12 protein-coding genes and 1 pseudogene are annotated in these 13,367 nt (G+C 71.7%); 7 read left to right on the plus strand and 6 right to left on the minus strand.

The features are described from left to right. Positions 1-63: 63 nt before the first annotated feature. Complete coding sequence (locus ACFVT2_RS03380; protein WP_390011487.1) at positions 64-2,037, minus strand: Xaa-Pro dipeptidyl-peptidase; 1,974 nt, start codon at positions 2,035-2,037, stop codon at positions 64-66. A gap of 164 nt (positions 2,038-2,201) precedes the next feature. Between ACFVT2_RS03380 and ACFVT2_RS03385 the strand changes: the two genes are divergently transcribed. Next, entirely contained in the window at positions 2,202-3,689 is a 1,488-nt protein-coding gene (locus ACFVT2_RS03385) for a M1 family metallopeptidase (protein WP_390011490.1), read from the plus strand. A 54-nt stretch (positions 3,690-3,743) separates the two neighbouring features. Here the strand turns inward: ACFVT2_RS03385 and ACFVT2_RS03390 are convergent, their stop codons facing one another. Together ACFVT2_RS03390 and ACFVT2_RS03395 are read right to left on the minus strand one after the other, a co-directional pair. Then, a complete protein-coding gene (locus ACFVT2_RS03390) occupies positions 3,744-4,619 on the minus strand; it encodes an oxygenase MpaB family protein (RefSeq protein ID WP_390011493.1) in 876 nt (291 codons plus the stop codon). Between the two features lie 11 nt (positions 4,620-4,630). Next, positions 4,631-5,557: an oxygenase MpaB family protein gene (locus ACFVT2_RS03395; protein WP_390011496.1), complete on the minus strand. Its 927-nt coding sequence runs from the start codon at positions 5,555-5,557 to the stop codon at positions 4,631-4,633. Between the two features lie 101 nt (positions 5,558-5,658). On the opposite strand from ACFVT2_RS03395, the gene ACFVT2_RS03400 reads away from it, so the two are divergent. The 4 genes and pseudogenes from ACFVT2_RS03400 to ACFVT2_RS03415 form a co-directional block, all read left to right on the plus strand. Beyond that, on the plus strand, positions 5,659-6,279 hold the full coding sequence (locus ACFVT2_RS03400; protein ID WP_390011499.1) for a DUF6230 family protein: 621 nt from the start codon (positions 5,659-5,661) through the stop codon (positions 6,277-6,279). Positions 6,280-6,294: 15 nt separating this feature from the next. Next, positions 6,295-7,566 (plus strand): DUF6114 domain-containing protein, encoded by a 1,272-nt coding sequence (locus ACFVT2_RS03405; protein ID WP_390011501.1) that lies wholly within the window; start codon positions 6,295-6,297, stop codon positions 7,564-7,566. Between the two features lie 134 nt (positions 7,567-7,700). Further along, a complete protein-coding gene (locus tag ACFVT2_RS03410; protein WP_390011503.1) occupies positions 7,701-8,582 on the plus strand; it encodes an oxygenase MpaB family protein in 882 nt (293 codons plus the stop codon). 51 nt (positions 8,583-8,633) lie between these two features. Next, positions 8,634-8,915 (plus strand): annotated as a pseudogene (locus tag ACFVT2_RS03415) (aldehyde dehydrogenase family protein); the annotation flags it as partial. A gap of 34 nt (positions 8,916-8,949) precedes the next feature. Here the strand turns inward: ACFVT2_RS03415 and ACFVT2_RS03420 are convergent. Further along, entirely contained in the window at positions 8,950-9,648 is a 699-nt protein-coding gene (locus ACFVT2_RS03420) for a TetR/AcrR family transcriptional regulator (protein ID WP_390011506.1), read from the minus strand. Between the two features lie 47 nt (positions 9,649-9,695). Here ACFVT2_RS03420 and ACFVT2_RS03425 point away from each other — a divergent pair, with 47 nt between their 5' ends. Together ACFVT2_RS03425 and sph are read left to right on the plus strand one after the other, a co-directional pair. After that, positions 9,696-10,100, plus strand: a complete 405-nt coding sequence (locus tag ACFVT2_RS03425; protein WP_390011509.1) for a hypothetical protein — start codon at positions 9,696-9,698, stop codon at positions 10,098-10,100. A gap of 99 nt (positions 10,101-10,199) precedes the next feature. After that, positions 10,200-11,216 (plus strand): sphingomyelin phosphodiesterase, encoded by a 1,017-nt coding sequence (gene sph, locus ACFVT2_RS03430; RefSeq protein WP_390011512.1) that lies wholly within the window; start codon positions 10,200-10,202, stop codon positions 11,214-11,216. Positions 11,217-11,311: 95 nt separating this feature from the next. Here the strand turns inward: sph and ACFVT2_RS03435 are convergent, their stop codons facing one another. Next, positions 11,312-11,806, minus strand: coding sequence for a macro domain-containing protein (locus ACFVT2_RS03435; RefSeq protein ID WP_390011515.1), 495 nt, complete (start codon positions 11,804-11,806; stop codon positions 11,312-11,314). Between the two features lie 116 nt (positions 11,807-11,922). Then, positions 11,923-13,365: an amino acid permease gene (locus ACFVT2_RS03440; RefSeq protein WP_390011518.1), complete on the minus strand. Its 1,443-nt coding sequence runs from the start codon at positions 13,363-13,365 to the stop codon at positions 11,923-11,925. Positions 13,366-13,367: the final 2 nt, after the last annotated feature.

Consider the following 13,367-nt stretch of genomic DNA (forward strand, 5'->3'; position numbering starts at 1 on the left):
GCCTCCGTGGGTCGGCAGCGTGGGTGGTGGGGCCGCCCCGTGTGCGGGGCGGCCCCGGGCCGGTCAGTCTCCGTACGGCAGCCGGCTGAGGGCCGGCGGTGGGGCGATGCCCTTGGGGGCGGTTCCGGTCGGGCGGGTGGCCGCCGGGGTGCCCGCGGTGGCCCGGGCGAGGGCCGGGGCGCCGCCGGTGAGCGGCAGTCGGGCGGCGGTGCGGGCCAGATCGAGGGTGAGCGTGGGACGGGAGGCGGGCGGGTTGATCAGGTTGGCGTCGGTGCCGGCCACGATGAGCGCGAGCCGGTGCCCGGCGGGGACGATGTGGTCGCTGGCGGCCAGTTGGAGGGTGAGGGTGTAGGGCTTGCCGGGGGTGAGCGGGTGGCCGTGCTGCGGGTCGGTGGCGTGGCCGAGGTCGGCCCAGCCGCGGCTGAAGACCGTGAAGCCGACCTTGCTGACGTCGGCGGCGGTCTCCTTGAAGCAGCCGGTGTCGCCGGTGGTGCCGGCGCCCCAGCAGGTGCTGTTGGTGCGGGTGACGATGCCCTCGCCGTCGGCGCCGTAGTTCCGGATGGTGTCCGGGCCGAGGTCGACGAGGACCGCGGAGAGGCGGGCGCTGGTGGTGCTGGGGGTGGCGGTGACGGTCACCGTGCCGGCGCCGGAGAGCCGCAGGGGTGCGGTGAGCGGGCCGGTGGTGAAGCCGGCCTTGGCCGGGGTCGAGCGGTCGACGGCGGCGGCCCAGTCGGCCTCGCCGAGCTTCGGGTCGTCGGTGAAGGCCGCGGTCTGGCCGGCCGGGGTGGGCCGGGTGCCCAGGACGCCGACGCCGGCGGTGGTACCGGTACGGGGGTGCAGGGTGACCGCGGCGGTGCCCGGTGCGGGCCACCGGGCGTCGGTGCGCCAGGTGTCGGGGGCGCGCTCGATGTCGGCCATCGGGGCGCGCTGGATGCCGTTGTCGTAGCCCATCAGATAGTGGTCGAACCACTGGTGGAGGGTGCGCACCCAGTCACCGCGGCGGTAGTCGAAGGGGTCGACGTGGCCGGTCTGGGAGAGCCAGATCTTGCGCTGGACGCCGCGCTTGGCGAGCGCGTCCCACCACTGGCCGAAGTGCTTGGTGCGGACGTTGAGGTCCTGCATGCCGTGGACGAGGAAGACGCTGGCCCGGACCTTGGCGGCGCCTCGGACGTAGTCCCGTTCGGTCCACAGGTCGGTCCAGTCGCCGTTGCGCGGGGCGCCGGCGACGAGCTTGCGCTGGACGGCAGCGCAGTTCTTGTGCGCGCCGGGGCTCTCGACGGCGGAGGCGAGTCCGTCGGGGCCGCCGTCGTAGAGCGGGGCGCCCTGGGCGAAGTAGTAGTCGTACCAGGAGGAGATGCCGGCGATCGGGACGATGGTCTTCAGGCCCGGGACGCCGGTGGCGGCGACGCCGTTGGCGATGGTGGCGTCCCAACTCTTGCCGATCATGCCGGTGTTGCCGTTGGACCAGTCGGCGGTGACGGGTTTCCCACCGCTGCGGGCGGTGTAGCCGCGGGCCCGGCCGCCCAGCCAGTCGATGACGGCCTTGGCGGACTGGACGTCCGAGCGGCCGCCGACGTCGACGCAGCCGTCGGAGCGGTTGGTTCCGGCCAGGTCGACGAGGACGGTCGCATAGCCGCGGGGCACGAAGTAGTTGTCGTAGAAGAGCGGGAACTGGACCGGGCGGCCCTGCGGGTCGTAGGTCTTCTTCTGGCTCTCGTTGCCGCGTCCGCAGCACGAGTAGTAGGGACTGGCGTCCATGATCGTGGGGATTCGGTGGCCCTGTTGCGCGGGTTCGGCGGGCCGGATGATGTCGGCGGCGACCCGGTCGGGGTGGCCGTCGGCGTCGCCGTCGAGGCCGGTGTCCACCCAGACCGTTTCGCGGATGGCGTGGTCGTAGGAGTAGACCGGCTTGCTCTCCCGGGGAGCGGGGGCCGCGCCCGCCGCACCGGGGGCGGCGAGCAGGGCGAGGAGGGCGAGGACGGCTGACAGGACGAGGGTTTTCCAAGGGATGTGGGGGGTTCCCGGGCGTATGGTCACGCGCGGACCGTAGCGCGGGTCAACTCCCGTGCAGAAGGGGGGCGTCGGGGGCGCGTGTCGGTGAGATGTCGGTCATGTGTCAGATGTGGCCATGGACATGACGCGGCCCCGATGCGTACATAAGCTCCGTAAGAGATCGACCTCCCCTACGAGTTGGAGGACTCGTGCGTCACAGACTCCTGGTCCCGGGCGCGGCCGCGCTCAGCCTGCTGCTGGCGATCCCGGCGGCGGCGGCCGACTTCACCCCGGGTGCCCCGGGTGCGGGCGACAGCTACTACCCCGAGAGCGGCAACGGCGGGTACCGCGTCTCCCACTACGACCTGCGGCTGAAGTACCAGCCGGCGACGGACCTGCTGGAGGGCACGGCGACCCTGCTCGCCCGGACCACGCAGGACCTCTCCCGCTTCAACCTGGACTTCGGTCTGAAGGTCAGCGAGATCCGCATCAACGGCAAGAAGGCCACCTTCGCCACCTCCGGGAAGCACGAGCTGGAGGTCACCCCGGCCGCGGGGCTGGAGAAGGGCAAGGACATCAGCGTGGTGGTCCGCTACGCGGGCAAGCCCTCCGAGCTGAAGATCGACGGCTTCACCGCCTGGGCCCGGACGCCGGACGGCGGGGTGGTGGCCCAGGAGCCGGACTCGGCGGTGTGGTGGTTCCCCAGCAACGACCACCCCTCCGACAAGGCGACGTACGACATCTCCATCGCGGTTCCGGACGGCACCCAGGCGCTCAGCAACGGCGTGCTGGCCTCGCAGACCTCCAAACTCGGCTGGACGCGCTACAACTGGCGCTCGGACAAGCCGCAGGCGACGTACCTGACGACGCTGGCGATCGGCAAGTTCGACATCACCACCGACACCACGGCCGACGGTCTGCCGGTGATCAACGCGGTCAGCCCGGACCTGGGCGCGAACCTGGGGTCGGCGCGGGCGAGCATCGAGCGCACCACCGAGGTCACCGAGTGGCTTCAGGGCGTCTTCGGTCCGTACCCGTTCAACTCGGTCGGCGGCTATGTCCCGAACGTCCCGGCCCATTACGCGCTGGAGACCCAGACCCGTCCGTTCTACGGCAAGAAGGCGTTCGACAAGGGCACCAACGTCTCGGTGGTGGTGCACGAGTTGGCGCACCAGTGGTACGGCGACAGCGTGTCGCTGAAGGACTGGAAGGACATCTGGCTCAACGAGGGCTTCGCCTCGTACAGCCAGTGGCTGTGGTCGGAGAAGGAGGGCGAGGGCACCGCGCAGCAGCTGGCGGACTACGTCTACGCCCAGCACCCGGCCGATGACCCGTTCTGGACGGTGAAGCCGGGCGACCCGGGCGCGGACAAGCAGTTCGACTCGGCGGTCTACGACCGCGGTGCGCTGGCCCTCCAGTCGCTGCGCAACAAGGTCGGCGACAAGGTCTTCTTCGACATCCTCAAGTCCTGGCCGACGGAGCACCGGTACGGCAACGCCGCGATCGGGGACTTCGTGAAGTTCGCGGAGAAGAAGTCCGGGCAGCCGCTGGCCGACTTCTTCGACACCTGGCTGTACCAGCCGACCAAGCCGGCCGCGAGCGCGGGCGCGCGGGCGTTCGCCGCGCGGGGTCTGGTCGCCCAGCCCAAGTCGTGGAAGCAGATCGCGGCCACCCACGAGGTGCACGACGGTCACTGACCGGGTGCGGCGGGCGGGGTCCGGTCAGTGACCGGGCCCCGCCCGCCCTCGTCGTTACCGGCGGGCCGCCCGGTGCTTCCGGCGGGCCCGCCGCGCGATCGGCAGGAACCGCAGCCGATCCGGCAGCGCGGGCACCACCAGTCGCACCACGAGGCCCAGGCGGCGCAGCCGGCGCTCCTGCGCGTCGGTCCAGGTGAGGCCGATGGCACGCCGGGCGTCCGGCGGCATCAGCCCGATGGTGACGAACCGGCGGAACCGCGCGAACCCCGGCAGCAGCACCGGCCAGACCAGGCGCAGCGACAGTCGCACCCACCAGGGGCCGCGGTCCGGGACCGGCAGCGGCCGGTCGGTGGCGATCAACTCCCGTACCACCACGGTCTCCTCGACCTCGGCGGCGAGGACCTTGCGGTAGTACGGCCAGAACTCCTCGATGGTCTGCGGCATGTCCCGGTCGTGGATGCCGAGGATCCGGCCGACCTGGAGCCACTCCGCGTACAGCGCTCGCTCCTGCGCCGGGGTGAAGGGGCGGCCGAGGTAGCGCTGGGCGTGCCGGAAGACGGGGTAGCCGGTGGCGTGCACCCAGGCGTAGTACGCGGGGGTGAGCGCGTGGTACTTCCGGCCGTACGCGTCGGTGCCCTGGATGGACCGGTGCAGCTTCCGCAGTCGCCGGCCCTCCTCGACGGCGGCCCGGCCGCCGTACACCCACAGCTGGAGCGAGGCCAGTGACCGTTCGCCGCGCCCCCATGGGTCGGTGCGGAAGACCGAGTGGTCGTCCACGCCCGCTCCCACCGCGGGGTGTGCCACCTGCATCGTCAGTGCGGCGGGCAGGGTCAGGAGTGATCTGACGTCCCCGACCAGCGTCCAGAGCACGCCTCCGGGCGGTGGGGGTTCCGGGTCAGTCCGTTCTAAGGCTGTTCGTACCGTGTTCATACGGTTACTCATCATACGGTGGCTCCCAACGGACGGCGGGTCCGCGGGTCGGTGCCGGGGCGGTGGGTGTTCCAGTAGGCGAGGAAGAGCGCCGGGGCGATCCGCAGCGGGGGCGGCACCAGCGCCGTCAGGCAGCGCACCACCCGGGCGAACCGGCGCAGCCGGCGCTGCTGCCGGGCGGTCCAGGTCAGCCCGAACCGCTCGCGGAGGACCGGTGGCAGTACGCCGACGTTGACCAGCAGGGCGTAGTGGGCGGCGAGCGCGGCGAACGGCCGCCAGAGTACTGCCGGGACCCACCACACCGGCGGCTTCTGCGGTCGGGCCAGCTCCGCCAGGACGTCGCGCACCGAGTCGTTGAGCTCCAGCCGCCCGGCCACCACACCGTCGTAGTAGGCGCAGAACGACGCCCAGTCGGGCGGGAGGTGATGGCCCTTCAGGCCCCAGACCCGTCCCACGTCCCGCATCTCGCGGTAGTACTCCTCGGTCTCCTCCGCCGTCAGGCCCGGGCCGAAGAGCCGGAGCGCGTCGATGGGGCCGCGGACGAGGGTGGCGTGCACCCAGTGGTACGCCTCGGGGTGCAGGGCGTGGTAGCGCCGGCCCTGCGCGTCGGTGCCCTTCATCTCCCGGTGGACCTCGATCAGCCGTCGGGCCTCGACGGTGGCCGCGGCCTGTCCGCCGTAGATCACCGTGCCCAGCGAGCCGACCGTGCGCAGCAGCCGCTGCCAGGGCTCGGCGCGGAAGGTCGAGTGGTCGGCGACGCCGGCGCCGACCACGGGGTGCGCGACCTGGAGCAACAGGAGCTGAGGGGACGTCAGGAAGGCCCGGGTGTCGCCGAAGTGGCGCCAGGCGACGCCGCCGCGACGGGGCGCCCGGACCTGCGCCGGGGGCCGTTGCGCCGGCTGGTCGAAGGGGGTGCCGGGTGCTGCCACGGTGTCCATCCCGCCTCCTCGCTGAATCCGTGTCAGCAGTGTTGACGCGGCTCGTGAAACAAGTCAATAGTCCTTGTAACATTGACTCACCTCATCGGGAGGTCCCCGAAATGGCCGTGAGCGCACGTGAGTTGAGCCCCGAGGGACGGACGCACTGGAAGCGCACCGCCGTGCTGCTGGTGCCGGGCGTGGCCTGTGTCGGTGCCGTGCTGATCGCCCTGGCGCAGGGGGCGATGGCCGCGTCCTTCGCGGTGTCCGGCAAGAACTTCAAGGTCTCCGCCGACGAGATCACCGGTCAGGGGATCTCCAGCTTCCCCTCCTCGCTCGGCGACGCGGACGGCACCAGCCACCCGGTGCTGCTGGCCGGCATCAAGTCCGGTACGGCCAGGGGCGTCTGCCTGTCGATGAAGCAGCGGCTGCCGCTGGTCGGCGAGGTGTCCCTGCTCGTCCGCTCCGGCGGCGACCGGCCCGTCCGGGGCGAGAACCTCGTCGTCAACGCCGACGCGCTGACCAGCAGCGGGGGCCGGGTGACCGGCGTCCAGGCGGGCCGGGACGCGGCCACGCTCACCGGGGCGCCGGGGGTCAGCGGGCCGCGCGGACTGTTCGGCGTCCAGGCGAGCACCGCGCTGGCGCGCGACGTCAAGAGCACCGCCTGGGCCTCCAACGGCGGTTCGCTCACCCTCGACAAGGTCGAGATCGAGCTCAGCCACACCGGCAAAGAGTGCTACTGACCGGGAGGCGGCCCCGTGCTCACCTTCGTCCTCGGCTTCCTCGCCGAACTCGCCAAGGAGACCGGCAGTTGGCTCGACCGCGTACTGCCCGCCCCCGGGCTGCGCCGACCGCTGCGGTCCTGGCGCCGCCGCCGTCCGTTCTGGGCCGGGCTGTGGGCGGTCGCCGGCGGCCTGGAACTGATCGCCCTGCCGCTGGCGCCGCTGCCGCTGATGCTGAAGGTCGGCATCGGCGCGATGTCCGCGATCGGGGTCGGCCTGGTGCTGATCGCCGGCGGGCTGTTCGTCGTCTTCGCCCCCGCCCAGCGGATGTTCGTCTCCGTGGTCACCGCCATCGCCTCCGTGGTCTCGCTCGCCACCACCAACCTGGGCGGCTTCGGGATCGGCTGCGGGCTCGGCCTGTTGGGCTCGTCGATGGCCTTCGGGTGGCTACCGGACGGACCGACCGGAAGCGCGGAGGGCACGGCCGACACACCGTCCGCGGCGCCCGCCGGGGCGGTGACCCCGCGCCCAAAAGCACCTGACGGCCGGGGCGTTGGGCCGTCCTCGCCCGGCTCCTGCGCCCTCGCCCTGACGCTCCCGCTCGCCCTCGCCGCCGGACTGGTCACCGGCGCACCGGCCCGCGCGGCCGACTCCGACCCGCGCGACGCCCTCGGCGCGCTCCCGCTGCCGTGCCTGACCGGTATCGACACCGGCGGCGCGGACAACCCCGACCCCACCGGCCCACCCCCGTCCGGCGGCGACCGCCCCGCACCACCCACCCGGACCGCCCGCCCCGGGGAGATCGGCGCCCCCGGCGACCTCACCGCCCTGACCCCGCCCCTCGTCATCGGCGAACAGCCCGGCCCGGGCCGCGCCACCTACCCCGTCAGCCCGTACTACCCGACCGTCGGCGCCACCCGCCTGACCGCCACCGACGCCCTCATCCACGGCGCGACCTACCTGCCCACCGCGGGCGGCGGCCGGATCAAGGTCCTGTGGGTGCACGCCGCCCGGATCGTCGCCGACGACTACCACCTCCGGGTCACCGGACCGGACGGCGCCGCTCACGTCCTCGACGTCCAACTCGACATCCGCGACGTCGACGTCTACGCCACCTACCTCCGGGGCGCCCTCGACATCCCCTGGCTGAAGGTCAGCACCCCGCGGCTCTGCCTCGGCGCCGACGTCGTCCCCGCCAACCTCCCCGTCGCCGTCCGGCTCCCCGCACTCACCCTGCGACCGGTCACCGCGGGCCAGGTCCTCGTCGACGCCGCGGAGGTCCACTACCGCGTCCTGGGCGGTCACTAGGGCCGGCCCGGCCCCGATCCGGACAGCCCCTACGGCCTATCCGGCCCTGCTCCACCGGACCGGCCCCAGCACCGACTCCCGGGCAGCCACCGGGAGACCGCCGCGCACGCCACCCCACCTCAGGAGGCACGCACATGGGCCGCTACACCCGGCTGCGGGAGATCCGCCGAATGGACCCCGAGCGGGACTTCGAGCAGATCTTCCGCTGGATCACCCAGTACGAATTCCCCTGGGACTACGCCCAGGGCCTCTCGGTCGCCTTCCTGCGCGACTACGGCGTCCCGCGCATCTCACAACTCCTCGACCGTACCCAGGAGTTCGAGCGCAACGGACAGAAGCGCTACGACGACACCGTGCTCCTCGGCTTCGAGCTGACCGCCGACGGCTTCGACTCCGCACGGGGCCGCGCCGCCGCCCGCCACCTCAACCGCATCCACGGCAAGTACCGCATCCCCGACGACGACTTCCGCTACGTCCTCGCCACCACCGTCGTCGGCCCCAAGCGGTGGATCGACCGCTACGGCTGGCGCCCCCTGTGCGCCAACGAAAAGGCCGCCCTCGCCCTGGTCGGCCACAAGCTCGCCACGATGATGGGCATCGCCGACGCCCCCCGCACCATGGCCGGCTACGAGAAGCTCCTCGACGACTACGAGGCCGCGATGTTCGCCTACCATCCGGCCAACCACCGGGTCGCCAACGCCACCTTCCGGGTGCTGGCCTCCTGGTACCCGGCCGCCCTCCGCCCCGCCGTCGCCCGCTTCTCCCTCGCCCTGCTGGACGACCCCCTGCTGCACGCCCTGGGATTCCCCCCACAGCCGCCCTGGCTGCGGACCCTGGCCCACCACGCGCTGCGGGCCCGGGCCGCCGTCGTCCGTCTGCTGCCCGCCCGACCGGACTCCCGGCCCGGCCTGTCCCGGCCCCGCTCCTATCCCTTCGGCTACACCCTCGACGACCTCGGGCCCGCCTGGGCCCAGCACCGCCCGCTCCGCCCGCTGCCCTCCGAGGACGCCTCATGACCGTACTGATCTCCCGTTCCCGCTCACCGGCGAACCGGTAGGCGAGTACCCCGCCGCACCGGCCGCGCCGTCGCCGAACGCCTCGACTCCGGTGCGGTATCGGTCAATTCCGTCCTCGGCTTCGCCGTCGTCCCCGCCCTTCCCTTCGGTGGCTCGGGCGATTCCGGCCACGGGCGCGTCCACGGCGCCGAGGGCCTCCGCGCCTTCGCCGCCCCGCACGCGCTGACCGTCCGCCGGTTCCGCCCGCCCGTGGACCTGACGTCGTTCAGCGCACCGCGACGCAGGGCGGCCCGGGCCGTCGCGGTGGGGCGGTGGCTGCACAGCCGCCGTTGACCGGGCCGCCGCGCTCACCCCGGGCCGGTCCCCCTCACCGATCGAGCAGCGGAGCGAGATACCTCCGCGCGAACCGCCGCGCCTGCTCATCGTCGTCCAACGCGAAGCAACTCACCGGGTTCAGCAGGAAGGACACGGTGATCCGCACCATCAGCTCCGCCACCGCCGTCGGATCCCCGCCGTCGTCCTCGTCACCGCCGCTCTCGTCACCGCCGCCCTCGCCGCTGCCGTCCCCCTGGCGCACCGTCCGGCCGTCCCCGCTCGCCGCCACCCGCTGCGCCCGGCGCAGATGCCCCGCCAGGTACCCCCGCATCGCGAGGAAGGACGGCCCGCTCTCCAGCGTCAGGTACGGCAGCATCGTCTCCGGCTCCAACCGCATCAGCCCCCCGATCAGCGGATGTCCCCGGATCAACCGCAGGATGGCGGCGAACCCCTCCACCATCCGTTCCTCCATCGTCGGCAGCCCGGCCACCGCCGCGTCCACCTCGGCGACGAACAGCCGGTACTCGCGCAGCAGTACCCGCTGCACCAGCTCGTCCTTGTTGCCGACCCTCCGGTACACCGTGACCCGCGAGACCCCGGCCCGTTTGGCCACGTCGTCGACGGTGGACCGCCGTAGCCCGAAGGTCATGAACTGCTCCCGCGCCGCGTCCAGGATCTTCTCGGTCAGCGCGCCCCCGGCCCCCGGTGCACCCTCCAACACCCTGGTCAGCAGCTGCCGTTCGTCCGCCATCGGTCCCCCTCCTCGCACCCGCCACCGGCCGGCGGCACACCCCGCCGGTGACAAAGACACTAACCGAATCACTTTGTAACGAAGCGCTGCCCAGGAGGCACACCGCGACCCGCCCGGCCCCCTCGCCACTGCCGCCCACCGCCCGACTCTCCCCGGAACAACGGGAGTTCGCCGCCACCCGCCGCGATGTCGCCCGCCAGGAGCGCGGCACCCGCGAGCGGCCCGACGCACTGACCGCCGGGACCGCCGGGACCGCCAAGCTCGCCGCCCTGGAAGGCAGGCCGATGATGGGCGGCTACAGCTACGGCTACGGCACCGAGTACGGCATGGAGCGCCGCCTCCGGACGGCCGTGGTCTCCACCGTCTCCGGCGGTACCAGCGAGATGCAGCGTGATCCAGCGAGATGCGGCGAGATCCAGCGCGACATCGTCGGCAAGAGACTCGGGCTGTAAATCTGCTGCCCGCCGAGCGGTTACCTGGAAGTAACCCCAGCTGGTTTGATGTGCGTCGCCGCTATATATCCCCAAGTCCCCCCTCGATAGGGAGTTTCAGTGCCGCACTCCCCCCTGCGTATGTCCCGGGCTGTCGCGATCGCCGCAGCCCTCGCCGCCACGCTGGCCGTCGCGTCCCCCACCGCGTCGGCCGCGACCACGCCGGCCCTGGCCGGCCCCGCCGGTTCCCCGGCGGTCGCGAGCGCGCCCCGGCTCAAGGTGCTCACCTACAACACCTTCCTCATGAGCAAGAACCTCTATCCCAACTGGGGCCAGGACCACCGCGCCCAGGCCATCGCATCCGCTGACTTCTTCCACGGCAACGACGTCGTCGTGCTCCAGGAAGCCTTCGACAACTCCTCCTCCGACGCGCTCAAGTCGCAGGCCGCCGCGGAGTATCCGCACCAGACCCCGGTGGTCGGCCGCAGCCGGAGCGGCTGGGACGCCACCAGTGGCGCCTACTCGGCCGTCACGCCCGAGGACGGCGGGGTGACACTGCTGAGCAAGTGGCCGGTGCTGCGCAAGGAGCAGCACATCTACCAGGACGCCTGCGGTTCGGACTCCTACTCCAACAAGGGCTTCGTCTACGCGGTGCTGGACGTCAACGGCACCAAGGTGCACGTCGTCGGCACCCACACCCAGTCGACCGATTCGGGCTGCAAGGCCGGTGAGGCGGCCGCCGACCGCGCCAAGCAGCTCAAGGAGCTGGACGCCTTCCTCGACGCCAAGAACATCCCGGCGAGCGAGGAGATCATGGTCGCCGGTGACATGAACATCGACTCCCACGGCACCGAGTACAACGCCCTGCTGGCCAACGCCGACCTGGCACCCGCCGACAGCCGCACGGGCCACCCGTACTCCTTCGACACCCGGACGAACTCGATCGCCGCGTACCGCTACCCGAACGACCCCCGCGAGGACCTGGACTACGTGCTGTTCCGCAACGGCCATGCCCGGCCCACTGGTTGGCGGAACACCGTGATCAAGGAGCAGTCGGCGCCCTGGACCGTCTCCAGCTGGGGCAAGGACTACACCTACACCAACCTCTCCGACCACTATCCGGTCATCGGCGGCTGACCCGACCCGCCCGGGCGGCGGACCGGCCGCGCGGGCGGGTCCACCGCACAGCCGGTCCACCGGGCGCACGCTCCGCCGGCGGCGGCCCCCGGCCCTCACTGGTCGTAGACCGTCACCGCGACCCCGCGCCCGATGAGCCGCTGGGTTATCAACGGCTCCACCCGGGACCACTTCCCACCGGCCAACCCACAACCGATCCGCGGCATGTGGACCGAGGCCCCCGACTCCAGCGCCTTGTCCGCGACCCGGCCGAGCCCGGCCGCTATCGCCTCGTACCGCACCGGCACGCCCTTGCTGCCGGTCCGTATGCCCCGTTGCCCAACGACATTGGCCACCCACACATGCTCACCGACCGGCACGAACTGGACGGCGCCCAGCCCGAAGTCGTTCCTCGCCCGCTCGCGGTGCCAGCGGCGGTAGGCGCGCTCCGGCTCCGGCCAGCGGCGGGAGAGGGCGAGCACGAAGCCCTTGCCCCAGCCCCCGAGGTCATTGCAGACATGCACGATCATCTTGACGCCCTTGCCCTGAGGTGCGGTGGCATCACCCTTGGCGTAGACGATTGCGGCGTCGATCCCCGTTTTCTCAGCCATGACTCAACGGTACGGGCGACCACTGACAACGGGCCCGCACGACGGAGGGCGGCCCCGGCGACCTTCCGGTCCACCGTGGCCGCCCTCCGCTGTACGGGCGTCCGTCCTCGCGCGACCTACTCGGCGAGTTCGCGTTCCTCGGCGATCCGGCGCACCCGGCCGCGGACCACGAACCAGCCCCCCACCAGCGCGGCGGCGAGGATCGGGATCAGCAGGACGGTCTGCCGGCCGACGCCGTCGTCGAACCACATCAGCACGATGACGCCGAGCAGGAAGACGATGGTGGCGATGTCGGTGATCGGCGTGCCCGGCAGGCGGAAGCGCGGCCGCTCGACCAGGCCCTCCTTGGAGCGGCGGACGAACACCATGTGACAGACCATGATCGTGCACCAGGTGCTGACGATGCCCAGCGCCGCGATGTTGATCACGATCTCGAACGCCTTACCCGGCAGCCAGTAGTTGAGCCCGACACCGAGCACGCACACCGAGGAGGTGAGCATGATGCCGCCGTACGGCACCTGGTTGCGGTTCATCCGGGCGGCGAACTTCGGCGCGGAGCCCGCCATGGACATCGAGCGCAGGATGCGGCCGGTGGAGTACAGCCCGGAGTTCAGGCTGGACATCGCGGCGGTGAGCACGACGAGGTTCATCACATCGCCGGCGTGCGGGATGCCGACGTGGGACAGCACGGTGACGAAGGGGCTCTCGTTGGCGCTGAAGACGTTCCACGGCAGCAGCATCGCCAGCAGGATCACCGAGCCGACGTAGAAGATGCCGACCCGCCACATGATCGAGTTCACGGCCTTCGGCACGACCTTCTGCGGTTCGCTGGTCTCACCGGCGGTGACGCCGACCAGTTCGACCGCGGAGTAGGCGAACACGACGCCTTGGAGCACGATCACCACGGGCAGCAGACCGGTCGGGAAGATGCCACCGTGGTCGGTGATCAGGTTCAGGCCCGGGGTGTGTCCGTCGACCGGGTGCTGGGTGGCCAGCAGGTAGATCCCGATGAACATGAAGGCGACCAGCGCCGCGACCTTGATGATCGCGAACCAGAACTCCATCTCACCGAAGATCTTCACCGATATCAGGTTGATCGTGAGCACCACCGCCAGCGCGATCAGCGCCATCACCCACTGCGGAATGCTGGTGAACATGCTCCAGTAGTGGGTGTACAGGGCGATCGCGGTGATGTCGGCGATACCGGTCGTCGACCAGTTGACGACGTACATCCAACCCGCGACGTAGGCGCCCTTCTCCCCGAGGAACTCCCGGGCGTAGGAGACGAACGAGCCGGACGACGGGCGGTGCACCACCAGTTCACCGAGGGCCCGGACGACGAAGAAGGCGAAGAGGCCGCAGACCGCGTAAGCGATGGCGAGCGCCGGACCGGCCGAGTGCAGCCGGCCGCCGGCACCCAGGAAGAGACCGGTGCCGATCGCGCCACCGATGGCGATCATGTTGATGTGGCGGCCCTTGAGGCCCTTGCTGTAACCGGCGTCTCCCGCGTCCTGCCGGGTCCCGCTCCCCCCGTCCGATGGCCGCTGGGCTTCATCCACGA

The sequence above is a fragment of the Streptomyces sp. NPDC058000 genome (assembly GCF_042886435.1).
Taxonomy (GTDB): Bacteria; Actinomycetota; Actinomycetes; order Streptomycetales; family Streptomycetaceae; genus Streptomyces.

What these genes read in the sequence shown, in the direction of transcription:
- ACFVT2_RS03390 (WP_390011493.1), bottom strand. Translation starts at nt 4,619, where the DNA reads ATGAACACGGTACGAACAGCCTTAGAACGGACTGACCCGGAACCCCCA.
- ACFVT2_RS03395 (WP_390011496.1), bottom strand. Translation starts at nt 5,557, where the DNA reads ATGGACACCGTGGCAGCACCCGGCACCCCCTTCGACCAGCCGGCGCAA.
- ACFVT2_RS03400 (WP_390011499.1), top strand. Translation starts at nt 5,659, where the DNA reads ATGGCCGTGAGCGCACGTGAGTTGAGCCCCGAGGGACGGACGCACTGG.
- ACFVT2_RS03410 (WP_390011503.1), top strand. Translation starts at nt 7,701, where the DNA reads ATGGGCCGCTACACCCGGCTGCGGGAGATCCGCCGAATGGACCCCGAG.
- ACFVT2_RS03420 (WP_390011506.1), bottom strand. Translation starts at nt 9,648, where the DNA reads ATGGCGGACGAACGGCAGCTGCTGACCAGGGTGTTGGAGGGTGCACCG.
- ACFVT2_RS03435 (WP_390011515.1), bottom strand. Translation starts at nt 11,806, where the DNA reads ATGGCTGAGAAAACGGGGATCGACGCCGCAATCGTCTACGCCAAGGGT.